We start from the raw sequence: 25,082 nt of genomic DNA, 5'->3' as shown, positions 1-25,082 counted from the left end.
AATCTCCTGAAAATCAATTTTTCTTTTTAGGAAAGGTTTTTCATACAACTTATTCAGTTAAATCTAAACCTCCTTAGCGTAGAAAACCTAGGGAATGGTCGACCATCAGCTCTTATTTGGAACTTTAAAAATTTCCAACATGGGAATTGTCACCAATTAGGTAAGCAAAAATTAGTCTGAAGATCTTTGCAGAAATTCAATATTTCTTTTCAGACCTGCAAATTTTGTTCTTTTTACGGGGGATTTTCTAAAGATCTCGGAGAAGATCTCCTGAGTAAGTTCTTTCCATTCTCCTTTTTTGAAGTTCTTCAATGCTTCATTCGGCTTGAACCGACTCTGCTGATGAGGTGCGGAAAAGCGATTCCAGGGGCATACATCCTGGCATATATCACATCCAAACATCCAGTCTTCCATTTTATTTTTAAAATGATCCGGAATTTCGTTTTTAAGTTCTATCGTAGCATAAGAAATACAACGGCTACCATCAATGATCTTTTCTGAAACAATAGCATCTGTGGGGCATGCATCAATACATTTTCTGCAGGTTCCACAATGATCTGTTGTTTCATGATCCGCTATAAGCTCCAGATCGCAGATAATTTCTGCCAGAAAGTAAAAGGATCCGTTTTGTTTGGTAATCAGATTAGCATTCTTCCCTACCCAGCCAATTCCTGATTTCCGAGCCCAGCTTCTTTCCAATACAGGTGCAGAATCTACAAAAACCCGGAATCCGAACTCTCCTATTTCTTCCTGTAATTCAGCAACCATTTCTCGGAGAATCTCTTTGATCACTTCATGGTAATCTTCAGCATAAGCATATTTTGAGATTTTAAAATTCTCCAGAATGGAAATTTTTTCTTCAGGGAAATAGTTATAAGAAAGTGAAATTACAGATTTAGAACCTTCCACCAGTAATCTTGGATCGAGTCTTTTATCGAAATGGTTTTCCATGTATTTCATTTCTCCATGGCAGTTATTTTTCAACCATTTTTCAAGGTGTGCAGCATCTTCCTCCAAAAAATCAGCTTTAGATATTCCACAACTCTGGAACCCAAAGCTTTTAGCTTTAGACTTTATCAATTCGGAATATTTTTCGGCACCAGCGTTCATTAATTTCACAGTGCAAAATTAAGATTATTTTATCAATCTTCCGATGAGTCGATTTCTTTCGTCATCAAGTTCAAATCTATTTCTTTTCTGAAAATTTATGTTTCTATTAAGATTTTTTTCAAAAAAAAATTACGTAATTTCGTCTACAATTTAATGTTTAAAACAAACAACTATGTCTTTAATAGAAGTAATACAATCTGGAAACTATGAATTAATCGACGTTCGTGAGCCAATGGAGCTTGAAATGGACGGGAATATAGATGGTGCCAAAAATATTCCACTGGGTGAAGTAGATGACAGACAGGATGAGATCCTTTCTATCGAAAAACCGGTAATTTTATTCTGCAGAAGTGGAAACAGAAGTGGGAAAGCATTGGAATATCTAAACACACAAGGATTAAAAGACGGTTATAACGGTGGCGGCTGGGCTGAGCTAAAGGCTGTTCTTGAAGCAAACAGAGGAACTTTTTAAAGTTCCTTTTTTTATACCTTTTCACCATGAATATTAAAGATCAATTTGAACAGCTTTGTTTACCTTTTACCAAGGATCAGCGTTTAATTAACAATCTATGGAAAGAGATTGATACAAAATATACTGAAAAAGGCAGGCATTATCACAATCTTCTTCATCTGGAAAATATGCTAACGGAACTAGAGCCTGTAAAAGATAAAATTTCTGATTTTACAGTTGTTTCTTTTGCTATTTTCTATCATGATATTGTTTATAATGCAACTTCTAAATCTAATGAAGAAAAAAGTGCTTTAAAGGCTAAAGAAAAACTTTCTGAACTTGGTTTTCCTCAAAGCCGTATAGAACTTATCTCTGATCAGATTCTGGCGACCCAACACCATCAGAAATCGAAAGATGAAGACACCAACTATCTTTTGGATGCAGACCTTTCTGTCCTTGGAAAAGATCTTGAAAGCTATCTTTCTTATACGAGAATGATTCGAAAAGAATATTCTATTTATCCTGATCTTCTTTATAAACCCGGAAGAAAAAAAGTGCTTAAACATTTTCTGGAACTTGAAAGTATCTTTAAGACTGAATATTTTAAAGAAAAGTATGAAGTCCAAGCCAGAGCCAATATTGCTGCTGAAATTCAATTATTATAATTAAAAACAAAAAGAGATGCAAAATTGCATCTCTTCACACATTCATACCAAAACAAACCTTTAATGATTCATACCATTACTTTTGCTAAACCTATTTCTCAAAAGTAAAGAATTACATATCTCTAACAAGTGAAATTCATTGTGGATTTATTGTAATTTCAGGCTAGAATAAAGGCTTTGTGTATAGATTAATGTCATTCATTAGTTTCAATAGATCATCTATACTTTGTTTTCCTTAATGTTATATCTTAGGAAAATAATTGACCTTCTGCTTTTTCCTACTTAAATGCTTTTTAAATTCACTGAGTGACAATTGTATACATATTGTACAAAAAACTCATGTTCAACCTAAATAGGATCATTTTATAAAAAAGCATCCTAGTTTCAAATAAGATGCTTTAATTTTTATGTTATAATTTCTTGATAAATTCTATCGCTTTTTCCAGTACTAAGTCGGGTGCTTCTTTATGTGGGGTATGTCCTATTCCCGGAATGATATATTTCTCAGCAGCGCCACTTACCTGAGTTACTGTTTTCTCTACCTGATCCAAAGTCCCGTATTCATCGGATTCTCCCTGAATAAACAAAAGCGGGCAAGTTATATCTTTCAAAAGATATTCAATGTTCCAGGTTCTGTAGTCATCGCGAGTCCAGGTTTCTGTCCAGGCTTTGAATAAGGTTTCGACTTTATCTCCATGGTATTTTTGAAGACGCTCGGGTAGATTGGTAGTTTTGTAAGCTTCCCAGGCATCATAAACGCCTTTTAAAGTTACTTCTTCAACAAAGATATGTCCGGCTTCACAAATGACCGCTTCCACCTTTTCCGGATATTTTGCAGCTGTAATCAAAGCAATTGTTCCTCCATCGCTGTGCCCGAATAAAATTGAATTGTTGATATTAAGCTCTACCAGCAGGTCGTTTAACAGATCTGCTTCTAATTCCATGTAATTTACAGGTCTTATATGAGTAGGCATTGGATAAGATTTTCCATACCCTAACCGGTCATAGACAAGGACATTACATTGGGTTGCCTCTGAAAGCTTGGCTGGCAGATCCCTCCAAAGTTGTACAGATCCCAACGAGTCATGCAAAAAAACAAGAGTGGGTTTATTTTCAAATGAATTGTAATATTCTGTATATAGTTTTTTTCCCTTTACATCAATGATACTAACTTCCATCATTCAAATTATACTATTATATTTCTCCCTATTTTTTAAAAGGAAGGCATTTTGACTTCTTCAAATTCTTTCAACAGGTGATTGAAAACCGTTTCCACCGGAAGAATATCATCAATCAAAGCTGAAACCTGTCCTATTTCAAGTTCACCATCTTCCATATCACCTTCAAACATTCCGCGCTTTGCTCTTGCTCTTCCTAATGATTCAGTCAGCGCCTCTTTATTTCTTCCTGACTGATAGATATCTTCAAGTTCATTAAAGAATTTATTTTTAACCATTCTTACGGGAGCCAATTCTTTAAGGGTTAAATGAGTATCTCCTTCCTGAAGTTCTGTAATTTTCTTTTTCCAATTCTCATGAGCGCTTGCTTCTATAGTAGCTGCAAAACGTGACCCGATTTGTACTCCGTCTGCTCCAAGAATCATTGCGGCTTTCATCTGAGAGCCTAAGGCAATTCCTCCAGCTGCAATTAATGGTTTTGAAATATGTTTTTTCACGTTGGGAATAAGACAGAATGTAGTTGTTTCATCCCTTCCGTTATGTCCTCCTGCTTCAAAGCCTTCAGCAACTATTGCGTCTACTCCTGCATCTTCACATTTCACTGCAAATTTGGTAGAAGAGACTACGTGAGCTACTTTGATTCCTTCTTTTTGTAGAACCTCTGTATACGTTTTCGGATTTCCTGCTGATGTAAACACAATCTTCACACCCTCCTCCATAATAATCTGAATGATTTCTTCTATATTGGGATACAACATAGGAACATTCACTCCAAACGGTTGATCAGTAGCTTGTTTGCATTTCTGAATGTTTTCTCTAAGAATGTCAGGATACATACTTCCTGCTCCTATTAATCCTAATCCACCACAGTTGGAAACAGCAGATGCCAATCTCCATCCTGAATGCCAGATCATCCCAGCCTGGATAATCGGATATTTGATATTAAATAATTCTGAAATTCTATTTTGATTGACCTGCATATCATGCAGTTTTTTTGCCGCGTTGAAATCTATAAAATTACCCATGCTGTAAAAATACTAAAAACAAAGATTGCCAGGCTCTTTATCCCTTAAAAAACATTACAAAGACTACGAAATACTATTATTTTTTATACTGTTCCAAAGCTATATCTATCATAAAACTGATCTTCAAAATTTTTTTAGTCAATTCTTCTGTATTTTCTATTATGTTCTAGTCTCTTCCGGAGATCTTCTGTGATCGCTGAGTGAAATTCATTCAGATAAAAATTGTAATCCATCCTAATGGTTTTTGTAAAGTTATCAAATAATTTCATCCCAATGAATATATGCTAACCATCTATTGGAAATCATCCCTAATACTCATTCTTGCTTTTCCCATAACCTTTTGACAAAAAAAACCTTCAGAAATTCTGAAGGTTTTGATTTTATTTTTTGATTGATTCTTTCTTCCAATTGGATTTGAAGTTACAGTTATCGTAACGTCCGTCTATGGAGATGAAAGTAGTTGGCAACTTAGAGTTTACAAACTTTTCAACCATTTCGTTTTTCTTTTTATTAAGAGCCATCTGCTTGATTCGGCTAAAGTCTGTTTCCAGGGTAATCTGGTGAGAAGGAATTACATCTTCCAATTTAATGATTTTTACAGCTTTTCTTCTGTTGTCTTCATCTTCAAAAGCAGTAGTAATGTCTCCTTTATTCAATCCTGCTAATTCGTAGCTGATTGTTCCCGGGATACTTTCTCTTTCAATTTTATCAGAACCATCTCCTCCAGGAATTACTCCGCCGTTGAATTTAGTTCTTTTATCATCTGAAAATTTGAAAGCTGCGTCCTTAAACGTCATTTTCCCATCCATGATTAAGCCTCTGATGCTGTCTAATTTTGCTTTTGCAGTCTTCAGTTCTTCTTCTGTAGGGGTTGCTTTTAGAAGAATGTGTCTTGCATCATATACTTTACCTGATCTCTTAACTAACTGAATAATATGGTATCCGAATTCAGATTCAATAGGATCTGAGATTTCGTTTTCCTGAAGGTTTAATGCTGCAGCTTCAAACGGCTTTACCATCTGTCCCTTGTTGATGTTCTTATATAATCCACCATTGGAAGCAGAACCTTCGTCTTCAGAGTAAATTCTTGCCTGGCTTTCAAAAGTTTCACCACCCAAAATATCCTGTTTAACCTTTTTCAATCTGTTGATAAGATCTTGCTTATGAGCTTCTGTTAAAGTAGGATACATCATAATCTGAGCTAAAGTAACTTCGTCTTTTACCTGTGGCAGCTGCATTTTATACATATTGTAAAAATCAGTTACCTCGTTAGGAGTAACGTCTGCTTTATCTGTAACTCTCTGATATTTTGCCTGTCCGTAATATTGATCCGTATCGATTTTTTCGATAGCGTTTTTCATTTCGTAGGCATTTCTGAATTTATAAGCGGCTAATAATGTCTTTTCATCCGGAAATTGAGAAAGCAACTGACGGTATTTTTGATTAGCCTGCTCTTTGATCGCTGCAGAACGGTTTTCAATTAACGTATCTTTTTTTGCTTCGTATACAAGAAGTTTGTTGCTGATAAGGCTTTCAAGGAATTCACATTTGTCTGTGTTAGCAGCTCCCTGCTGTTTCCCATAATTCATCTGCTCAGTAACATCCGATTCCAAAACAATTTCATTTCCGATCACAGCAGCAATACCATCCACTAAATCTCCTGGTTTTAGCTGGGCTTTCATCATATTAGAAGAAAATATCATGATGAAAATCCCAAGAAGATAAGTGATTTTTAGTTTATTTGTCATTTTACTATTTTAACAAGTTGCAAATTTAGAATTCTTAACGAATTTTACTCAATTTTTTATTATAAATATTTCTTAAAAAGACTTATTTACTGCAGTTCAACATCAAATGTCGTCAATTCTTTGAATTGTCTCAATCTGTTGAACATATCAGATTCCTGAACTTCCTGAATTCTTTCTGTTCCAAATTTTTCCACAGTAAATGATGCCATTGCAGATCCTACAATTAATGCAGACTTCATCGTTTCGAAATCAATTTTTCCTTTTTTAGCAAGATAAGCTGCAAAACCTCCAGCAAAAGTATCTCCTGCTCCAGTTGGATCAAAAACATCTTCTAATGGAAGTGCAGGGATGGCAAATACTTTATTATCGTGGAAAAGTAAAGCTCCGTGCTCTCCTTTTTTGATGATCACATATTCCGGCCCCATTGTGTGGATTTTTTTAGCAGCTTTTACTAAAGAATATTCTCCAGAAAGTTGTCTTGCTTCTTCATCGTTGATCGTGATAACATCTGTTTTTGCAATCATATCCATCAAGATATCCAATGCACAATCCATCCAGAAATTCATGGTATCAAGGATAACAAGTTTAGGACGGTTGTTCATTTTTTCCAATACGGATAACTGAACTCCAGGATGTAGGTTTCCAAGTAATAAAATCTCGGCATCCTGCATTGAATCAGGAATTTTTGGATCAAAATTCTCCAATACGTTTACTTCTGTAGCCAAAGTATCTCTGGTGTTCAGGTCATTATGATATTTCCCTGACCAGAAGAATGTTTTTCCTTCTTTTACGATTTCAATTCCTTCGATGTTTACTTCTCTGTTTGTAAACATATCAAGGTGTTCCTGTGGAAAGTCTCCTCCTACTACAGAAACAATACCGGATTTAACGCCTAAAATAGATGAAGTGATCCCAATATAAGTAGCAGCTCCGCCTAAAATTTTGTCCGTTTTACCAAATGGTGTTTCAATTGCATCAAATGCAACACTTCCTACAACTAAAAGTTTCATATATTTTTCAATGTATATTAAAAGTAATTATTTTTTCCATTCAAAAGAATCCAGCAGGTGCTTCATATCGTTTTTGATATAATTCACTGCAGGAGCCAGAGAGTCCGGTTTCGGTCTCGTATTAAAGTATAAGTAACCAGTCACGAAATGTTTCGTACTGTCTGTAATGTAAAATTGAAGATTAGAAGCGCTTTGCCCTTTCAATTCATAGAAATTCCCGTATACTTTCTTCTCAGGGTATTCAAAGGATTTTGTATCTATAGAACTGGCTTTAATGGTATGCTCATACACCATCTTCTCAGCTTCTTTAATATGTTCTGCAAAGTCATTCTGTATCGGATAATAGGTTAGAAAAATTTTTGCCTTCATTTTAGGATAATTCATATAATACCAGCAAGGCTTTTTAGCTGCTGTAATATTAGCAAAGTCCGAATACTCGAAAGTATAGGCGCAGTTGTTTTCAAACTTCTGGTATTTCGGTGCCGGATATTCCAGACGCAGTTCTCCGTACGGTTTCGGAACCGGGTCTTTTCCACATGAAATTAAAAGCAGTGATACAAAAATAAAAATGACTTTTTTTATCATTTTGCAAAAGTACAAATTAGATTTCAGATTTCGGAAGACAAATTTCAGTCTTTCAATGAGTTTTGAATGTAATTTTCCAAAGGCTTTGGAAAGGATTTTTCATGAGAACCTTGAAGGTCGGTAGTCTGGTATTGATTTTCAATGATAAAACGATTCCAGATGTCTTCTGAAGCCACCTCAACATTGAATATTTCAATACTTAAATTCTTGTGAGTCAGTTTATGATTAACTGTTTTTGAGCCTTTAATAAAAGTTTCCATATCAGAAGAAATAGAATCTGGAAACTCAAATAATTTTTTCCAGATAAAATCATCTTTTCGTTGACGGATCAAAAATTCTCCGTTCCTATGAACAAAATAATAAGTTAAAGCCAGATCTTCAGCCTTTACTTTTTTTGTTTTAACAGGATAATCTGATATTTTTTGAAGGGAAAAAGCCAGACAGTCTTCATTGATCGGACATTCATCACACAATGGATTTTTGGGTTTACAGATTTCTGAACCGATATCCATCATCGCCTGATTGAAATCGCCAACATTATCCGGCATTACCAAAGTTGCCAATTCTGAAAAATAAGTAAATGCTCTTGAATTTGAAATATCAAAATCATCAGCAAAAAAACGGCTGAGAACACGGTAAAAATTCCCGTCTACTGCAGGAATCTTTCCACCAAAACAAATACTTGAAACGGCTGCAGCTGTATATTTTCCAATTCCTTTTAATTTTAAAATTTCTTCGTATTGACTTGGAAATACCCCATCATAATCATTCATGATCTGCTGGGCAGCTTTATGAATATTGATGGCTCTGGAATAATACCCTAGCCCCTTCCAATACAACAAAACTTCATTTTCCTCAGCTTCTGCTAAGGTTTTTACATCCGGAAATCTTTTAATGAAATTATTATAATGATTCAACCCCTGATTGATTCTTGTCTGCTGAAATACAATTTCACAGATCCAGATTTTATAGGGATCTTTTGTCTGTCTGAAAGGCAGATCTCTTGCATTATTCCGATACCATTCCAAAAGCCTGTTTCCTACATGAAGAAATTCTGAGGCTGTATTATTCTTTTCCAAAAACCAATCAATTTAAGTCACTGAAGAGATTTTACTCCTTCACCCTGTATCATTTCAGGAACGCAAAGATAGGTTTATTTTTTCTTTACAGAATATACGGATGCTCCTCTCAACCACTGATATTTCAGGTTTCTGTCCTTTGCTATAAAACGATATCCATCCAGTTTTTTCAGGTATAGATACATAGAATCTTCTTTCAGTTTTAGTTTATAGGGAGATAGGAACATCATAGGCATTTCTAAAGTAGAGTCTCTTGCAGTTTTCAATACTTTTCCTGATCTTACTTTATAAAGGAAAAACGATTTTCCACGACCTTTGGAGCTGTCTGCCAGTTTTACATTTGAACTTGCCAGTACCAGTTCGCTGCCGTCAAAACATTCTTCTTCATCCATAATGTAAGCCTTACCTTGCTGACGTTCATCCGCAAAAAGATCTTCTTCATATTGCCCCGGGCTTTGGTATTTTTTTTCACAACTTACCAAAAGAGCCATTAATAATAATGGCAGGCCAATGGCCAGTTTACTATTCATTTTAATATTCATAGGTATTGGTAGAAAAAAACCGATGTAAAAAATGCATCGGTTTTTATTATTTAAATAAGGTGTTATTATTCCTGAGCGTATTCTGCATCCCATTCGTTACCATCATCTCCTTTGTGTCCGTCTAGTTTAATAACGAAACTTTTTGTAGGGAAATAAGGGGTCATACGGATATCAAGCCATACTCTGTCTTTGTTTACTCTATCCTGCTCGAAACGAACAATCTTGAATTTCTCGATCAACTTGTCCGGCCCTTTAATATTATCTAGGAACGTTACAATTTGTCTTCTCAAATCGTCTTCGTTTTTAGCATTCCAGTTTTCGAAAGCTCTTCTGTTTAAGAAATCTAGTAATACTTTAGTTACATAGTCGAATACACGAACTACGGAATAGGTCTGAAGACCGATGTTGTCTCCTGTAAATAATGTCTTCGCAGAGAAAGCCATAATTTTACCATATTCGTTAACCATTGGTACAAGACCCATTTTTTCCAACTGAGAAATTTCACTTTTCTTCAATTCGAATTTCACTGCGTCTACTTCGTTGATATTACCGTGTTTTTTACCAGCTGCTACCTGAGACATAAGCGTTTTGTGGATCTTTCCTGCTAATGAAGTGGAAGGTGGAAGTTCTACGTTTTCTTCTTCTCCTACTTCTTCAGCTTTTCCACGTCCTACCAGCCAGTTACATGTCATGATAACATTACTTCTGTGAAGCTCACCTCCTGTAAGGTTTGCAGAGTGGAATAAATCTACTACGTCATCCGGCTTATCAAGGTTAGCGAAATCGGTAACCATCATTACTTTATTTTCGTTACAGATTTTAGCCCATTTTTCGATCACTTTATTTGATCCTAAATATCCAGGGATTGCTAGGATTGAATAGTTATCTCTAAGGTCTAAACGGTCGTAGTAATTTTTGAATTCTTCAGAAATAGCATCAATGAATAAAGGATTGTCTAGGTCTGAAACCTGATCAAGGCTTGCATTTACAATACTTACGTTATCCACTTTATCCAATTCTGTATTTTTGTAGAATTGAGCTACAGTTCTGTAGTTGGTTTCCAACAGACGAACTGCATCTAGTGTATTTTTTAGGTTTTTCTTTAAATTTTGATCAGCCTGTTGTGCTTTAGTTTTGCACGTATCAGCCATTTTATCTGCAGATTCACTACCTTCTAAAAGGCTTACCCAAAGGTTAATCTTCTGAAGAAGTTCTTTTCTTTCTTCTGATTTATTATTATCGTTAAGGAAGATTTCTTTCCTTGCTTTTCTTGTTGGGTTCATATTGGCGATACCGTCTACAACGGATTCAACAAAGCCAAAACCTCCCATTTTATTGAGCTCTGCAAGCGGGTTACCCTTCGGTTGCCCTGAATGTTGCTGCTGCCCCTGCTGTTGGCTTTCTTGCGCCTGTAATTTGCTATCCATGATTTAATGTAAGTCTTTAATTATTTTTCAAGTTCTTGTGCTACTTCTTTCAATACTTCGATGAACGCCGATCTTGTCTGGTCGTTTTCTAGCATATTACGAAGAATTTTATTGGTTTTCAGCTGACGTACAATTTTGTTGTACTGCTCCTGCTCCATGCTCAATTGCTGAAGATAATCAGATTTCTGAGTAAGGCTTTTAGGAGTAAAGTCTCCAAGATTTTGAAAACGGAATTCCTCGTCTACTAATCCTCCATCTTCTGTCTCATGTTGTACTGAAACCGAAGGCTGAAAGTGTTTGAACACGTCTTCCACTGTTTTTAATCCTGTTACAATTTCAGGGGTATAAGATTCGTCTGTTGTAAGCTGGCTTACTATCAGTGATTTATTTTCCTGGATTTCCTGAATAGCTTCATTAGCGTCTACTTTTACCTCGTTTCCGCCAACACCATAATTAAACATTGCCATATTATTATTATTTTGAGATTTACTATTTTGGGTTGGATCTGTATTTTAACAATTTACATGTAAATTGGATTAAATACAAATCCAGAGTTTAAATTTAAAAAAAAACTGTAACATACAAAATTTTGTCAAGATTTTTCTTATTTATTTTAAATTCATATTCATTTATTTAACATAAAATCAAAGTCTTATAAGGTCACTAAGCTATGAAAAAATAAATAAAAACCAAAGAAATATAAAATCCCGATATCTTTTAGATTTATAAAAAATATCCAGCACATATTAAAACAGGAATTCTTCTGATGTGAGGAAAAAATATTCGTTATATTTAAGTAAAGTAAACAGAGTAATGAAAGATGTAAAGATTGCGTTTAGAAAACCCATATATCCTGTTTCGGAATCACTAGAACAGTATTTGGAAAAACATAACAGAACGACCAAGATTCACTTCTTATATGAAGATCTGTTAAGGTTCAGTGATAGTATAAATATTCTGGATAAAGATGGCAAAGATACTTTATGGCTCGGCGTAATGTATCCTGAATATGAGTTTAAAGAAATAGAGGCTAATTTAAATAAGATATATACCCTCCTTCACTCTGATGGAGATGAGGCTACTTTACCTTACCTGGCAGTGGATACCATAGACTTTTGTACTTTCGGAAATTCTAAACCATTTCGAATTCGGGTAAGAAATATCCTGAATGATAATTATACTAATTTTTATATTAAACAAGCGGATGCTTCCCGCATATACGGGCTGGAACTTGAAGATCTGCTTTCTCCTAACCGAATTAACTTTCTGATTTACAAAAACACTTTAATAGAGGAACATATATTAGGAATTCCTGGGGATGTATTTATTCAAAAACATATGCCCAACTGTACAGATCTGGAAAAGGCACAGATCTCTAAGGAATTTGTAAAATTCAATGAGCGTTGTCTTATCGGGCTGTTGGGTGATATGCGTTCCTATAATTATGTCATTATTCCAATACATGATTTTGACCAGGTTATTTATAGAATTCGCCCCATCGATTTTGATCAGCAAAGCTATGAAGGGAATTTAAAGGTTTATCTTCCTCAGTATTTCAAAGAAAACAATCCGATGGTTACAATGGTATTGGAACGGCTGAAACCTAATTCTATAGAACAGTATCGTAAAGAAGTACGTTCTCAAATTGTAAAAAGGGTAACCAGCAGTAAAAACAGATTCGATGAACTCATTTCTATTATGAAAAAAGAAGATCTTGCACCGGAAGCCAATGTTACAGAACTAAAAACAGCTTTACAAAAACTCACGTATGATGTGAATTTCAAATATTGCAAAACGATGGGAGATATTATAGAGACCGGAATAAAGTTTGTGATCCGGAATTATAAAAAAGCATATTAAAAAGAGAATCCATCCCACATTACGTTGAGATGGATTCTTTCTTTTCTAACAATTTTTCGGTACTGTTACCAAATTTTTATTCTGTCTTCAGGAGCTTTGTACATTTTATCTCCCGGTTTGATATCAAATGCTTTGATAAATGAATCCTGATTCACCAATGGTCCGAAAGCTCTGTACATTCCCGGAGAGTGAGGGTCTGTTTTCACCTGGTTAATCATATATTCGTTAGTAGCTTTTGTTCTCCAAACGGTAGCCCAGCTCATAAAGAATCTTTGATCCTGAGTAAATCCACTGATCTTTCCTGGGTTTCCTTTATCTTTAAGATACATCTGAAGGGCATCGTAAGCTACTGCTACTCCACCTAAGTCTCCGATGTTTTCTCCGCTTGTAAATTTACCATTCACAAAGCTTCCTTTTACGGGTTCGTAGGCGCTATATTGAGATGCCAACTGACCTACTTTTGTATCAAAGTTCTTACGATCAGCATCTGTCCACCAATTATTAAGGTTTCCATCACCATCGAAACGAGAACCGCTATCATCAAAACCGTGAGAGATCTCGTGACCGATTACCGCTCCAATTCCTCCAAAATTTACTGCAGCATCTGCATTAGGATTGTAGAAAGGAGGTTGAAGGATTGCTGCCGGAAATACAATTTCGTTATTGGATCCGCTATAGTAAGCATTTACTGTTTGTGGAGACATTCCCCATTCAGTTTTATCAACCGGTTTTCCTACTTTATCCAGATTTCTTTGATATTGCCAAGCTGATACATTTTGTAAGTTAGCATATAATGATCCTCCTTGTTTCGGGGATTCTACTTTTAACTGGCTATAATCTTTCCATTTATCCGGATATGCAATCTTCACTGTAAATTTGGATAATTTTTCCTGAGCTTTTACTTTGGTTTCAGGAGACATCCAATCGATACTTGCAATGTGAGATTTAAATGATTTTAAAAGGTAATCAATATAGGTTTCCATCTGCTGTTTTGCTTCTGGAGTAAAGTATTTGTCTACATATAATTTTCCAAATGCTTCTCCAAGAACTCCGTTCACAAGAGTTAACCCTCTTTTGTTCATAGGACGTTGTTCTTTCTGCCCCTGTAAATCTTTTGCATAGAAATCAAATCTGATTTGTTCAAGATTTTCATCAAGGTTGCTAGCATTCCCATTAATTAAATGGTATTTAAGGTAATCTTTTAATAAAGGTAAGTTTTTCTGTGTGATGAACTGATCCATATTCTGGTAGTATTTCAGTTCTCCGATAATCACTCTATCTGTATTCACCCCTGCATCTTTCAGGTATTTTGCAAGATCAACATTTTTTACTAATCCTGATAATTCTGAAACGTTTTTAGGGTTGTATCTTAAATTAGCATCTCTGTTTTGTTCTAATGTCAATAAATAATTTGCCAATTGTTTTTCAAAATCCACTACATTTTGTGCAGCCTGAGTAGGATTTTTATATCCTAAAACGCCAAATAATTTTCCAACATAAGCCTGATACTGGCCTAAAGTTTTTGTATTGGCTTCGTTAACTTTCTGATAGTAGTCTCTTCCTAAACCAAGATCCGGCCCGCCAAGATATACTGCATTCATTTTAGAATTTTTCATATCGGCTCCGGCTCTCCATCCGTAAAAGGAGTTATCACCTAGTTTTGTAGCTTCTAACAGATATTTCTGAAGGTCATTTACACTTTTAATAGCCTCTATTTTTGCCAAATCTGTTTTGATAGGATTTAATCCATCTGCATTTCTTTTAGCAGTATCCATAAAGGAAGCATAAAGACTCTGGATCTTCTGTCCTTCAGAGCCTGCAGGATATGTTTCAGTAAGAATTTTATTTAAAATATCCAATGAAGCGTCATCTACATTTTCTCTCAAAGCATTGAAAGATCCCCAATTGGCTTTATCTGAAGGAATCTGAGTAGTTTTCACCCAATTTCCGTTCACATAGCTAAAAAAGTCATCCTGCGGACGAACACTTGTATCCATATAAGATAAATTGATCCCTTCCTCTTTTGCTTCTTCTTTTGCCGGCGTTGCTACTGTTGCTTTAGCCTCTGTTTTTGTCTCTGTCCCGGCAGTCTTTGCTGCACCACACGAATTTAGCAATACTATACCCGAAAAGGCAAGTATACCAATATTTAGCTTTTTCATTGAAGATAATTTTTGATTTTACACAAACTTATCAAATATACAAACTTTAATGATAAGTGATGAAGGATAATTGAGAATTACTGATGATCGTTAAGAAATGAAAATTTAAAGTCTAAGGTTAGGGTATTGTGAGGATGTTAATCTCTCCATTAAAGGTTCTTCGAATTTTTGTCATTTTTCTACCCTATAGAAATGATGATCGTTATTCCTTATGGGTTGTGGTTTGATTAGTCATTGCATTCCATTTATACAGTATGTTTTGGCTAAAGCCAATGGAAAAATTTTAATCTATTTTAGATGGGCTAAAGCCCATCTCTATTGATCTAGCTATGTAGATATGGAAACTTTATCTACGATGTAATCTACATTCTAATCTTTCACTTTTTATCTTCTATCTGCAATCTATCATCTGTTCTTCTTAAAAAAACAAAAACCGCCCATTACTGAGCGGTTTGTATATTTTACCAGATTTTGATTCTGTCTTCCGGAGCTTTGTATAACTTGTCTCCTTTTTTCACATCGAATGCCTTGTAGAAAGCGTCAACGTTGATTAGTGGAGCAAAGCTTCTGAAGTAACCCGGAGAGTGCGGATCTGTCTTCACCTGATTGATCATGTATTTTTCACTGGATAGAGTTCTCCAAACAGTTGCCCAGCTTAAAAAGAATCTCTGATCCTGAGTAAACCCACTGATTTTCCCTGGATTTCCTTTGTCTTTCAAATACATTTGAAGAGCATCATAAGCGATGTTCACACCACCTAAGTCAGCGATGTTTTCACCGTTTGTGAAAGTACCGTTTACAAATGTTCCTTTTACAGGCTCATACTTATCATACTGAGAAGCTAGAGCTTTTGTTGCTTTTTCAAAGTTAGCTTTATCTTCCGGAGTCCACCAGTCTACCAAGTTACCTTCTGCATCAAATTGAGCTCCCGAATCATCGAATCCGTGGCTCATTTCGTGACCAATAACAGCTCCAATTCCACCGAAGTTTACAGCAGCATCAGCTTTAGGGTTGAAGAATGGCGGCTGAAGAATAGCAGCTGGGAATACGATTTCGTTATATACAGGGTTGTAATAAGCGTTTACAGTCTGTGGAGTCATTCCCCATTCTGTTTTATCAACCGGTTTTCCAATTTTAGCTAATTCTCTGTTGTATTGCCACTCACCGATATTTTGAAGGTTTTTGTATAATGTACCTCCTTTAGATTCTGGAGTAATCTCTAATTTTGAATAGTCTTTCCATTTGTCAGGATAAGCTACTTTTACAGTGAATTTATTTAACTTCTGTAATGCTTTTTCCTTAGTTGTAGCAGACATCCACGTAAGATTATTGATATGAACTACAAAGCTTTTCTTTAAATAGTCGATCAATTCAACCATTTGAGCTTTAGCTTCGGCAGGGAAATATTTCTCAACATATAATTTACCGAAAGCTTCACCGATGTTTCTGTTGATTAATTCAAATCCTCTCTTGTTTAAAGCTCTTTGCTCCTGCTGACCTCTAAGGTATTTACCGAAGAAATCAAATTTCATATCTCCTAGTTTTTCACTTAGGTAAGAAGCACTTCCGTTGATCATGTGGAACTTCAGATAATCTTTAATTACCGGAAGATTCTGAGCATTCACTAATTTATCGAAGTTTTTATAATACCCTAGTTCACCGATGATTATTTTATCAGTATTTACTCCTACTTTTTTAAGGTAAGCCGGAAGATCTACTCCTTTTACCAAAGCAGAAAGTTCAGCCATTGTCTGAGGATTGTACTGAAGAGTATTATCACGGCTTTGCTCGTTAGTCAGATATGTTTTTGCAATGCTTTTTTCATAGTCAACAATTCCTTTTGCTGCTGCATCTGCATTTTTATATCCTAATTCTTTTAGCATTGAAGCTACATATTTCTGATACTCAGCAATAGCTTCAGTATTTTTTTCATTTACTTTCTGGTAGTAGTCTCTTCCTAGTCCAAGAGAAGCTTCTCCTAAGTAAACCGCGTTCATGTTAGAGTTTTTCAGGTCAGCATATACTCCCCATCCGTAGAAGTTGTTTTCACCTTCTTTTGTTACAGCTGCCAAATAATTCTGAAGATCAGCCATGTTTTTGATTGCATCAATTTTATTCAGGTGATCCTGAATAGGCTTAATACCGTCGGCGTTTCTCTTCTGCATATTCATATAAGAAGCATATAGATCCTGGATTTTTTTCCCTTCGCTTCCATCTGCAAACTTATCTTTCAAAAGAGAGTTCAGGATCGTCATGGAATTGTTATCCGTATCCTCTGCCAATTTGTTAAAGCTTCCCCAAGTCGGTTTATCGGATGGAATTTTTGCTGTTTTCATCCAAGTCCCACTTACATAGTTATAAAAATCATCCTGTGGACGCACCGAAGTGTCCATTAAGCTAAGGTCTAAGCCTTTATCCGTATTGTTTACTGCTACTTTAGCAGCTGTACCTTGTGCACTCATCGTATTTTGAGAGCAGATCCCTGCTATTAGAAACAAAGAAAGCGTTAGTTTTTTCATTATGATAACAATTTATACAATATGTATGATTTATTTCTTATTTGTTACTTTTTTGTAAAATAATTTTAAATAAATGCTGGAAGCTGGGAAATGGAAGCTGGAGGTTATGAAAGTCATAAAGAATAACTACTCTATTTCTTTATCTCTTTTAAAGAAGTTTATTGGAACTCTCAGTAGTAATAATACGACTAAAAGTAACTTCCAACCTCCCGCTTCCAGCCTCTTTTTAAGATGTTGTTATCTCCTTTACATTTCCTGTACGTTTCAGGAATCCCCAAGACTGCATTTCGCCTTTCAATGCTTTTCTTAAACTTTTAAATAATACAATATACATCAGCCATCTATATCCAAATCTTTGCGGAATGATATAGAGCAGATTCGTTAATTTCTCCCGTTGCATAATAAATGCAATCAAAGCCAGTGAGGCATCTACCAAAAGGAAAAGCAAATAGTAATTAAATATCTTCCCTCCGTTTCCTGATAATAGTCCCAAGAACATGATTACGTCTGCCAATGGTGAAAAAAACGGGATAATATATTGGAACAATAAGATGTTCGGCATCGCCCAAAGTCCCAATCCTTTATATTTAGGGTTAAGAAATGTTTGTCTTTGTTTCCAGAACATCTGCATAATTCCATAAGTCCAGCGGAAACGTTGTTTCAGGAACTGTTTTATGGTTTCCGGAGCTTCTGTTACCGCAACAGCTCTGTTTTCATTGGCAACGGTATAGCCAGCTTTCAGGATTTTCACTGTAATATCACAATCTTCAGCCAGGGTATCTGAGGAGTACCCACCTGCTTCAAGAATTACAGATCTATTAAATGCTCCGATAGCTCCTGGAATTACAGTGATGGCATTGATGTTTGCATAAGCAAGTCTATCAAAATTCTGGCTGGTTGTATATTCTATAGCCTGCCATTTGGTCAGCCAATTTACGGTATTTCCTACTTTTACATTTCCTGCTACTGCTGCTATTTTCTCTTCGGAACCTGCATTCAGGAATCTTGCAATCAGATATTTTACAGCATCTTGCTGCAACTTGGTATCGGCATCTATACAGACTACATATTCAGCATCGGTTTGTGAAATTCCAAAGTTTAAGGCTGTTGCTTTTCCACCATTTGTTTTGGTAAATATTTTTAACGCCGGATGATCCGGAAATGCAGCCTTAGCTTTTTCATAAGTGGAATCTTTACTTCCATCATCCACCATAATGATATTAAAGTTCGGATAGGTCTGCTTTAATAAATTATTCAAAGAAGAAACGATATTAACCTCTTCATTATAGGCAGGCACAATAATGGAAACCTTTGGATAGGATTCCAACAGAGGAAACCCTCCAAGCTTCTTCTCTTTTTTTCTTTCTTTAAAAGCCCAGTACGCCATAAGGATCAATCTTATCAACCCTAACACAATGAAAATAGTAAACAGAGCAACCAAAAAATGACTTATTCCATAAATTGCAGTAGCCAATACCAAATTAAGCTGCATTACATAATAAGCTTTTGTTTTCGGTACTTCCGGCATCAGTTCATTTTTACTTTTATGCAAAATGCTGGTTAGATTGGTAAAATGATACCCTTGTTTCTGAAGAGTAGGAATTAAAATCTTCAAAGCCTTTACAGTTTCTTCTCTCGTGTCACCACCAGCATCATGAAGAAGTATAATATTCCCTCTCTGCTGCTTGATTCCGGCCATTACACGTTTTACGATCTCATCTGCTTTTATTCCCGGCTGCCAATCTTCAGGGTCAATATTTTCCCCGATATCCAGATAGTTTTGTTGTCTTGCCAACGCCACCGGAATAATCTCTTCGGAAGTTGTAGGCTCAGAGTCTGCATTATAAGGAGCACGGAAAAGAATTGTACTGTGGCCTGTTATACATTCTATCAGAAGTCTTGTCAGTTTCAATTCAAGTAAAGCTCTTTGCGGACTCACTTTCGCCACATTCTCATGCGTAAAGGTGTGATTTCCTATTTCATGGCCTTCACGATAGATTCTTTTAACCAATGGCAGATTCTTTTCTGCATTTAATCCTACCAAAAAGAAGGCTGCTGGAACGTGATATTTAGATAATACATCCAATACCTGAGGAGTGTACGTTTCATCCGGCCCATCATCAAATGTTAATACGAGTTCTTTCTGCGGAGCACTCCCGTATTTTTTCACCTCATAAGAACTTGGGTAAGTAATATAATTTTCATCCGTAATAATTTTCTCCTTCGGATCTATTTCTACTGCAATTTTACCATCATGGGGGGTATTCAGAACATCCAGAACCTCACCATCACCGATATAATCCACCATGGTCTGCCCTTTTACATTCTCAAGAGTTTTTAAATTTAACTTGGAAAGTCCTGCAAATGTAAGATCCTTGTCATAAAAATTCCAGACTCTGCTGTCTTCACTTCCTAATCTCCAAAGGGCTGTTCCTGCTAATGGATATTCGGATGAAAAACGCATGGTATTAAAAATGGACGCAGCATCATTAAAAAATACAGTGTGGGTATTATTTTTAGAATCTGTGTAAGAATAATTCAGATTAAAAGTGTTGTCATTAAAATCAATCACAGCTTTGCTGGCACTTGCTTTGGTAATCGCCTGCATATAAGTAACCGAAGTATTATCATCTTTATTGGAACTCCAATCATAACCATAAGCTCCCAATCCAAGAATAATCTTGTGAGGAGAAGTTTGTTTAACAATTTTACCTGTTTGAGCTTCAATCCATTTCTGCGAAGACACTGGCCCGGCATCACTATCCGGTGAATACTCATCATAAGCCATCAATACAAAGTAATCTACATAAGGATCTAATCTTGGAATGTTGTAATCATCATTATCCGTCATAATATCCATAGTCACCAATAACTGATTCTTTTTGAAGGTTTCTGAAAGCTCTTTCATAAAAGCAATCAAGTTATCATCAGAATTCAGATTCATATCTTCAAAGTCGATATTGATTCCTTTGAAATGATATTTTAAACATTGCTGAGTAATTTTTTGAATCAGTCCCGTTCTTTTTTTAGGATCATTAAGCACTTTTGCTAATCCCTCTGAACGGAATTCTCTATCTGAATTATTGCTCAGCATTGGCATTGCTGCGACTCCGGTTCTCTTGATCACTTTATACCCTTCAGGGTCTACATTGGTTTTCAGATCTCCTGTTTTGGGATCAATAAAAAACCATTCCGGAAATACCAAATTGACATGTCTGATATTTCGTTTCAAAGACATCAGAGACTGAGGATCCCATGCCACATAAAATGCAGATCTGATTCCGCCAGGAAACTGAGCCCAGTTTCTGTTTTGATTTTTATATCGTTCTGCTCTTGCTTTTTGAATCTTGGCAAGATTGGTATGAATTGTTTTTTCGGAAATAAAACTTCTGAATCCTTTGTATTCTTTAGAAATTTTATTCTCTTGAAGATAGGGTTTATTAGCTGTAATAACAGCTTTATAATCTTCCTTAAAAGGAATTTTTGGACTTCTGTCCAGGGTCATCATCAGCCCTAAAGCCAAAAGAAGAAGTACCGCAACAAAAATAAAGATACGGCTTCCCCATTGTACTTTTTTCCAGCGTTTTTTACTGTTGGTCTGAAAAATCTGTTTGGAATTCTCCACGATTTTAAAATTTTAATGAATGTTTTCAAAAAGTGTGAAAAAGCTCATTAAAATTAATTAAAAAAAAATTAAAAAAGAATAAGTTAAATTATAGAGTTATTAAAAGGCCTACAAGATCCTGAATCACCTTCTGGGAAACAAAATTCATAAAATCTACTCTTTCCAGATGAGGCATGTATAATTTTGAAGTTACCTCCTGATTATTGATCCGTATGGTATAAAAAACAGTTCCTATATCTTTTCCATCCTCTCCTTTTCCGGGGCCGGCAACTCCTGTAGTAGAGAGGGAAATGTTCGTTTCAAACAATTCCTGACATCCTTTTGCCATTTCCTGAGCAACCTGCTCACTGACTACGGTAAACTGATCCACCGTTTCTCTGGAAACATTAAGAATTTTTATTTTTTTCTCTGTGGCATAAGCTACCATTCCGCCTAAAAAATATCTGGAACTTCCGCCTACTGATGTAATCATTTTTGCTAATTCTCCTCCGGTACAGCTTTCTGCCGTAGAAATAGTAAGCTTTCTTTCGGTAAGAATTTCTGCCAGGATATTTTCAATTTTATCTTCAGATACAGCAATTACATTATCCTTTATCAGGGGAAGTAACTTTTGGATTTCATCTTCTGTCTGTTGTTTCAGGGTTTCTTCATGATCTCCGGAGGCTGTTATTCTTAGTTTTACTCTGGTTCCTACCGGAAGATAAGACAATGAAATATTTTCAGGAAGAGCCAGCTCCCACTCTTCAATTGTATCTGCAAGAATACTTTCAGGAATCCCAACTACAGAAACAATTCTCGAATGAATATAATTAAGATTAAATTTTTCCTGTAAATAAGGAATGATCTGATCTTTTATCAAAGGTTTTACTTCATAAGGAACACCTGGTAAGCTATAACTTAGTTTTCCATTCAGTTCCATCATCATGCATGGCGCTGTTCCGAAATGGTTTTGAAAAACGATAGATTTTGTAGGAACAAAAGCCTGTTCTTTGTTTCTTTCCAGAATATCTGCACGCCCACGTCTTTCCATATATCCTTTAAGATGATTAAACGTAACCTCATCCAGAGCAATTTCATCATTGAAAAACTCCGCAAGTGCTTTTTTTGTTTTATCATCCCTTGTTGGCCCCAGACCACCGGTGGTGATAATGAGATCCCCCAGTTCAAAGGCTTCACTCAATGTATTTTTGATGGTATCAATTTCGTCTGAAATGGTAAAGATCTGTACAACCTTTATCCCGATATTTTTAAGTTCAGAGGCAATAAAATTGGAATTGGTATCGATGGTATTTCCAGAAAGGATTTCGTCACCAATAGTGATCAGGACTGCTTTTTCCATATAGCTGATTCTTGAAAAAAATTCTCCTGCAAATGACGGAAAAATATGCGGCTGCGGCAATATAAATTGATTTTTTCTATTTTTGACGGAAATTAGTTAAAGTTATGTCTAAATATGATGATGCTTCATGGCATTATGGTGGTGATTTTCCTGAAGGACTTCCTCAAAAAAACGGAGCAACCCATACCGGTATGTTCCTGAACTGGTGTATCAATAATGATTTGATCTCCGATGAACTAAAGGAAGATAATGAAGAAGAAATACAAAAAGTAAAGCGAAGAGAAATCACAGGTGCAGAATTTATCATGGATTTCTGTGACGGGAAATTCTCTGAATATGATCTCAATGATCTTGGAAATAGTTTCGCAAAAGATTATTATGCAGACGATACCGATTTTGGAAATAGATACAGTTCATTTGCTGATGATTTTGTAAATCTTTTTGATGCCAAAGCAGAGGAAAACGACTATGAATATGAAACCTTTTACCATATTGAAGATACTTACGAGAATTATGATCTGATGAAACAGCTCATTGATTATCGTTTTGAGGAGTGGAAGGAATATATTAAAGGATAAAAATTGAATGGTAAAAGGCAATGTTACAACGTTGTGATATTGTCTTTCTACCTTACAATTGATTATGTTTCACCCAAATCAGCTCATCTGTATTATATCCTATTTTCTGTGCTTTTTCAATAAAGCGTTGTCGGATACTCTCTGGGAGGACAGTTGTTCGGGAGAGAATCCAAAGATATTTTAAGCTGCTTCCTGCAACCAGGGCATATTGATAGTCTTCATCAATATCAATAACATTATAACCAGCCCAAATGGGTTTAAAGAAGGATACTTTCAAGAGAGCTTCAGTTTTATCTTTAACAAATTTAGCTTCACCAATGGATTCATGCCAGAGCTTTTTTACATAATCATATCCTTTGTTTTTAACTTGAACCGTTCCATCCGGATTTTCTGAATATTCTGCAGTTACATTATCCATATTTTTCTCGAACCTATAATCAAATCGGGCTATTTCATACCATCTTCCAAGATATTTTTTTACATCAAAATTCTTTACAGCCACAGCTCCTCTTGGAATTCCTACAGAATATGAATGAAAAGCTATATAAGCCAAAGCTCCCAACGAAACGGGAAGGATTATTTTGTGAAAGGTTTTCATAACGATATTATTTTGTGTGGTTCTAAAGAAAACGTCAAAAATAATGCCTTTGGCTTGTTAAGGAACGATAAATTCTAAGAAAAGACCTTCAGAAAATTGTCTTTAAAACTTCCGGAAACCTCAATTTCAGTATCATCAGCTAGCATTACCGTTCCGCTTTTATGATAAGATTTCACAAAAGAAGTGTTGATAATATGGGAACGGTGAACCCTCACAAAAGGGTTTTCTAAAAGATCATCAAAATGTTTTAAAAAACGGCAGACCATTTTCTTTGAACCGTCTGTAAGATATACTTGAGTAAAGTTTCCGTCGGCTTGAAGTCTTAGAATATCTTCTGTTTTTACCACATCAAATCCTTGTAAAGTCGGAAGGATAAGCTGTTGTTTTTCAGGTTTCAATTTTAAGTTCTCCAGCAAAATCTTATTCCGATTAAGTTCTTCCTTTTTCTCAATACTTTCAACAACTTTATTCACCGCCACAATGAGCTCCTGAATGTCAATCGGTTTTAGAATATAGTAACTTGCCGACTTATTTAAAGCCTGTAAAGAATACTGTGAAAATGCAGTAATAAAAATGGTTTCATAAGAAAAGTCTTTGGTGGCTTCCAATACATCAAATGCGTTTCCGAAAGGCATTTCCACGTCTAAAAATACCAATTGAGGTTGTTTTTCTGCAATTAAAGGAACAGCTTCTTTAATATTTTCTGCTTCACCAAGAATTTCTACCTGTGGGCAGTATTTAGTAAGATAGCTTCTCAATACTTCTCTTGCGATCAGTTCATCATCTACGATTACAGCTTTAATTTTCATTGGGATTAAGTATTAGGTTTCAGTTAATAACTTGCAGATGGAAATCTTATTGATATCTTCCATTTTTAAATTTCAACGTTTTATAGGATGTTTTTGATGTTTTCTTTTGTTTACAGTCTCCTTTAACTTCTGTATTCATGGTGTTTACAGAGATTTTTTTGATTTTAAGATCCGTAAAATTATTTGTTTTGGATGTATCCATGATGATATAGGAAACATCTTCTGTAAATTCACCATTGCATCGGGTATCCCACTCCCCTGTAGTGGAATCCATTTCAAACTGATCAAGAACTTTTTTAAAAGTTTTTTCTTCCGGATAATACATTGAAATGGTACCTGAAGCATACGGGTTGGGTTTGCTGCTTCCTACAAAATCTGCTTTCACTCCAAAAGCACGAATATTCGTACTGATATTGTACAATCCGGTATCAATGGTAAAACTTCTTAGGTCTACAGCATCGGAATTTAGCTCTGTAGGATCTAGATATTTGTTCTTTATCACTCCATTTTCATCTGTAATTAAAATATAGTTCTTAACGGTAAAAACATAATCCTCTTCTTCCTGACTCACAATCATCGGAATAACCACAATATAGGAGTCTTCAGCATTAGGCATTTTCTTTTCAACACAAAGTTCTTCTCTGATCTTAGTTTTATCCAATTTCAGGTTTTTAAGAATCGTTGTCAATCTGATACTGTCCATATCCTGAGCTGATACCCTTCCGGAGAACAGACAGATCATCAGTATGAATAGGGAGATTTTTTTTTCCAT

The 25,082-nt window shown here is 35.5% G+C and carries 21 protein-coding genes; 4 read left to right on the top strand and 17 right to left on the bottom strand.

Annotation, left to right across the window (positions count from 1 at the left end):
• Nucleotides 1-171: 171 nt before the first annotated feature.
• Nucleotides 172-1,110, bottom strand: coding sequence for a tRNA epoxyqueuosine(34) reductase QueG (gene queG, locus GTR01_RS21510; RefSeq protein WP_160139843.1), 939 nt, complete (start codon nt 1,108-1,110; stop codon nt 172-174).
• A gap of 172 nt (nt 1,111-1,282) precedes the next feature.
• On the opposite strand from queG, the gene GTR01_RS21505 reads away from it, so the two are divergent.
• Entirely contained in the window at nt 1,283-1,582 is a 300-nt protein-coding gene (locus tag GTR01_RS21505; RefSeq protein WP_160139779.1) for a rhodanese-like domain-containing protein, read from the top strand.
• A gap of 26 nt (nt 1,583-1,608) precedes the next feature.
• Nucleotides 1,609-2,226 (top strand): hypothetical protein, encoded by a 618-nt coding sequence (locus GTR01_RS21500; RefSeq protein WP_160139778.1) that lies wholly within the window; start codon nt 1,609-1,611, stop codon nt 2,224-2,226.
• Nucleotides 2,227-2,636: 410 nt separating this feature from the next.
• Here the strand turns inward: GTR01_RS21500 and GTR01_RS21495 are convergent, their stop codons facing one another.
• From GTR01_RS21495 to GTR01_RS21455, 9 genes are all read right to left on the bottom strand, one after another.
• Nucleotides 2,637-3,407, bottom strand: coding sequence for an alpha/beta fold hydrolase (locus GTR01_RS21495; RefSeq protein ID WP_228452311.1), 771 nt, complete (start codon nt 3,405-3,407; stop codon nt 2,637-2,639).
• Between the two features lie 32 nt (nt 3,408-3,439).
• Nucleotides 3,440-4,384, bottom strand: a complete 945-nt coding sequence (locus GTR01_RS21490) for an NAD(P)H-dependent flavin oxidoreductase (protein WP_160139777.1) — start codon at nt 4,382-4,384, stop codon at nt 3,440-3,442.
• 425 nt (nt 4,385-4,809) lie between these two features.
• Nucleotides 4,810-6,177 carry a peptidylprolyl isomerase gene (locus GTR01_RS21485; protein WP_160139776.1) on the bottom strand — a complete coding sequence of 456 codons (1,368 nt, stop codon included), beginning with the start codon at nt 6,175-6,177 and terminating at the stop codon, nt 4,810-4,812.
• 86 nt (nt 6,178-6,263) lie between these two features.
• Entirely contained in the window at nt 6,264-7,187 is a 924-nt protein-coding gene (locus GTR01_RS21480; protein WP_160139775.1) for a PfkB family carbohydrate kinase, read from the bottom strand.
• 27 nt (nt 7,188-7,214) lie between these two features.
• On the bottom strand, nt 7,215-7,772 hold the full coding sequence (gldD, locus tag GTR01_RS21475; RefSeq protein WP_160139774.1) for a gliding motility lipoprotein GldD: 558 nt from the start codon (nt 7,770-7,772) through the stop codon (nt 7,215-7,217).
• Between the two features lie 44 nt (nt 7,773-7,816).
• Nucleotides 7,817-8,851 (bottom strand): A/G-specific adenine glycosylase, encoded by a 1,035-nt coding sequence (mutY, locus tag GTR01_RS21470; protein WP_160139773.1) that lies wholly within the window; start codon nt 8,849-8,851, stop codon nt 7,817-7,819.
• Between the two features lie 74 nt (nt 8,852-8,925).
• Nucleotides 8,926-9,381: a hypothetical protein gene (locus GTR01_RS21465; RefSeq protein ID WP_228452310.1), complete on the bottom strand. Its 456-nt coding sequence runs from the start codon at nt 9,379-9,381 to the stop codon at nt 8,926-8,928.
• Between the two features lie 77 nt (nt 9,382-9,458).
• Complete coding sequence (locus GTR01_RS21460; RefSeq protein WP_160139771.1) at nt 9,459-10,820, bottom strand: DUF5458 family protein; 1,362 nt, start codon at nt 10,818-10,820, stop codon at nt 9,459-9,461.
• A 20-nt stretch (nt 10,821-10,840) separates the two neighbouring features.
• Entirely contained in the window at nt 10,841-11,287 is a 447-nt protein-coding gene (locus GTR01_RS21455) for a type VI secretion system contractile sheath small subunit (RefSeq protein ID WP_185155156.1), read from the bottom strand.
• A 346-nt stretch (nt 11,288-11,633) separates the two neighbouring features.
• Here GTR01_RS21455 and GTR01_RS21450 point away from each other — a divergent pair, with 346 nt between their 5' ends.
• Nucleotides 11,634-12,680, top strand: a complete 1,047-nt coding sequence (locus tag GTR01_RS21450; protein ID WP_160139770.1) for a hypothetical protein — start codon at nt 11,634-11,636, stop codon at nt 12,678-12,680.
• 65 nt (nt 12,681-12,745) lie between these two features.
• On the opposite strand, the gene GTR01_RS21445 is transcribed toward GTR01_RS21450, so the two are convergent.
• The 4 genes from GTR01_RS21445 to GTR01_RS21430 all read right to left on the bottom strand — a co-directional run bounded on the left by GTR01_RS21445 (nt 12,746) and on the right by GTR01_RS21430 (nt 22,325).
• Nucleotides 12,746-14,842, bottom strand: a complete 2,097-nt coding sequence (locus GTR01_RS21445; RefSeq protein ID WP_160139769.1) for a M13 family metallopeptidase — start codon at nt 14,840-14,842, stop codon at nt 12,746-12,748.
• 461 nt (nt 14,843-15,303) lie between these two features.
• On the bottom strand, nt 15,304-17,361 hold the full coding sequence (locus GTR01_RS21440) for a M13 family metallopeptidase (protein ID WP_160139768.1): 2,058 nt from the start codon (nt 17,359-17,361) through the stop codon (nt 15,304-15,306).
• 226 nt (nt 17,362-17,587) lie between these two features.
• Nucleotides 17,588-20,986 carry a polysaccharide deacetylase family protein gene (locus GTR01_RS21435; protein WP_160139767.1) on the bottom strand — a complete coding sequence of 1,133 codons (3,399 nt, stop codon included), beginning with the start codon at nt 20,984-20,986 and terminating at the stop codon, nt 17,588-17,590.
• An 88-nt stretch (nt 20,987-21,074) separates the two neighbouring features.
• The gene (locus tag GTR01_RS21430) at nt 21,075-22,325 is read right to left on the bottom strand and encodes a CinA family nicotinamide mononucleotide deamidase-related protein (protein WP_160139766.1); all 1,251 of its coding nucleotides are present in this window, start codon (nt 22,323-22,325) and stop codon (nt 21,075-21,077) included.
• Nucleotides 22,326-22,429: 104 nt separating this feature from the next.
• Here GTR01_RS21430 and GTR01_RS21425 point away from each other — a divergent pair, with 104 nt between their 5' ends.
• The gene (locus GTR01_RS21425; protein WP_160139765.1) at nt 22,430-22,903 is read left to right on the top strand and encodes a hypothetical protein; all 474 of its coding nucleotides are present in this window, start codon (nt 22,430-22,432) and stop codon (nt 22,901-22,903) included.
• A 52-nt stretch (nt 22,904-22,955) separates the two neighbouring features.
• Here GTR01_RS21425 and GTR01_RS21420 read toward each other — a convergent pair whose 3' ends face one another.
• The 3 genes from GTR01_RS21420 to GTR01_RS21410 form a co-directional block, all read right to left on the bottom strand.
• A complete protein-coding gene (locus GTR01_RS21420) occupies nt 22,956-23,501 on the bottom strand; it encodes a lipocalin family protein (RefSeq protein WP_160139764.1) in 546 nt (181 codons plus the stop codon).
• Between the two features lie 74 nt (nt 23,502-23,575).
• Nucleotides 23,576-24,310 (bottom strand): LytR/AlgR family response regulator transcription factor, encoded by a 735-nt coding sequence (locus GTR01_RS21415; protein WP_160139763.1) that lies wholly within the window; start codon nt 24,308-24,310, stop codon nt 23,576-23,578.
• A 46-nt stretch (nt 24,311-24,356) separates the two neighbouring features.
• A complete protein-coding gene (locus tag GTR01_RS21410; protein ID WP_160139762.1) occupies nt 24,357-25,082 on the bottom strand; it encodes a hypothetical protein in 726 nt (241 codons plus the stop codon).

It is taken from the genome of Chryseobacterium sp. c4a, assembly GCF_009900745.1.
Classification (GTDB): domain Bacteria; phylum Bacteroidota; class Bacteroidia; order Flavobacteriales; family Weeksellaceae; genus Chryseobacterium.
Note: the sequence above shows the minus strand (reverse complement) of the source record. Positions and strands in the feature narration are given on the sequence as shown.